Source organism: Bradyrhizobium sp. LTSP857 (genome assembly GCF_000938285.1).
Taxonomy (GTDB): domain Bacteria; phylum Pseudomonadota; class Alphaproteobacteria; order Rhizobiales; family Xanthobacteraceae; genus Bradyrhizobium.
Map to the genome: position 1 here is coordinate 1 of NZ_JYMS01000003.1, position 1,695 is coordinate 1,695.

1 pseudogene is annotated in these 1,695 nt (G+C 60.2%); it reads right to left on the reverse strand.

The features are described 5' to 3' along the window. A pseudogene (locus UP06_RS41325) lies at positions 1 to 1,695 on the reverse strand (hypothetical protein); the annotation flags it as partial.

The window sequence follows — 1,695 nt, forward strand, 5'->3', positions numbered from 1 at the left end:
TCTCGTTGGCGCCGCTTGAATAAAAGGTTTGGGTGTGCGTGCCGTCGAGAGCGATCTGGTCCTTGGACTTGAGAAAGCCGGTGGCGTCATACACGTCGTGCTCGGTTACATAGGGCGTTCCCGCGGCGTTCGTCAGGAAAACGTCCTTGCTGTTATCGGCGTGAAGCACGGTCTCCGTGGAAAGTGTGGCCTGGCCGTTCACCACCGTATACAGCTTGGTGTCGGAGATGTCGGCCGATCCGGCGGCATACTTCAAGACGTCGCTGCTCAGGACAGCGTGACCCGAGGCATTCGTATAGGTTCGCGTGTCCGTGCTGCCGTTCGTGCCGATGGTTACCTCTGATTTGAGAATGCCAGTCGTATCGAAATAGTCGTTCGTCTTGGTGCCGTCCCCACCCAGCGTGTAGGTCGAGTCGAGGGTGCCGTCGGCGTGCGTGCGTGCCGTGCTGATGAGCACGCTCGCGGCGTTGTAGACATCGTGCTCGGCGACGTAGGTCTTGCCGGCGATGTTGGACAGATACACGTCCTTGCTCTTGTCGGCGTGCACGACGGTCTCGTTGGTGAGAACGCCGTTGGTATAGGCGAGTGAGTCCGAGGAACCGTCCGCCTTCACGACGACGCTGGTCGTCAGCTGGCTGCCGTTAGCGTTGTATTGAAGGGACGTCTTGGTGCCGTCTGCGGCCAGCGTGTAGCTGTAGTCAGCGGATCCGTCGGCGTGGGTGCGTGCGGAGCTGGTGAGGACGCCCGCGGCATTGTAGACGTCGTGCTCGGCGACATAGGTCTTGCCGGTGATGTTGGACAGATAGACGTCCTTGCTCTTGTCGGCATGCACGGCGGTTTCGCTGGTGAGAGCGCCGCTGGTGTAGGCGAGAGTGTCCGTGGAACCGTCCGGATTCACGACACTGCGAGACGTGAGAACGTTGCCGGTTGCATCGTATTGAAGGGACGTCTTGGTGCCGTCACTGCCCAGGCTGAAGGTGTAGTCGACCGTGCCGTCTGCATGGGTACGCACCGAGCTGGTAAGTATGCCTGCCGCGTTGAAGGCATCGTGCTGAGCGACGTAGGTCCTGCCAGTGAGATGGGAGTAGTAAACATCCTTGCTCTTGTCGGCGTGCACGACGGTCTCGCTGGTGAGAACGCCGTTGGTATAAGCGACGACATTGCTGGACGTCAGCAGACTGCCGCTGGCGTTGTATTGAAGGGACGTCTTTGTGCCGTCTGCGCCCAGGGTGTAGGTGAAATCGCGGGTGCCGTCGGCGTGGGTGCGGATCGTATTGGTGAGGATGCCCGCGGCATTGTAGGCGTCGTGCTCGGCGACATAGGTCTTGCCGGCGATGTTGGACAGATAGACGTCCTTGCTCTTGTCGGCGTGCACGACGGTCTCGCTGGTGAGAACGCCGTTGGTGTAGGCAAGGGTGTCCGAGGATCCGTCCGCCTTCACGACATTGCTGGACGTCAGCAGACTGCCACTGGCGTTGTATTGAAGGGACGTCTTTGTGCCGTCTGCGCCCAGGGTGTAGGTGTAGTCGACAGTTCCGTCAGCGTGAGTGCGAACCGCATTGATGAGTGTGCCCGCGGCATTGTAGACGTCGTGCTCAGCGGTGAAGCTCTCGTTGGCGCCGCTTGAATAAAAGGTTTGGGTGTGCGTGCCGTCGAGAGCGATCTGGTCCTTGGACTTGAGAAAGCCGGTGGCGT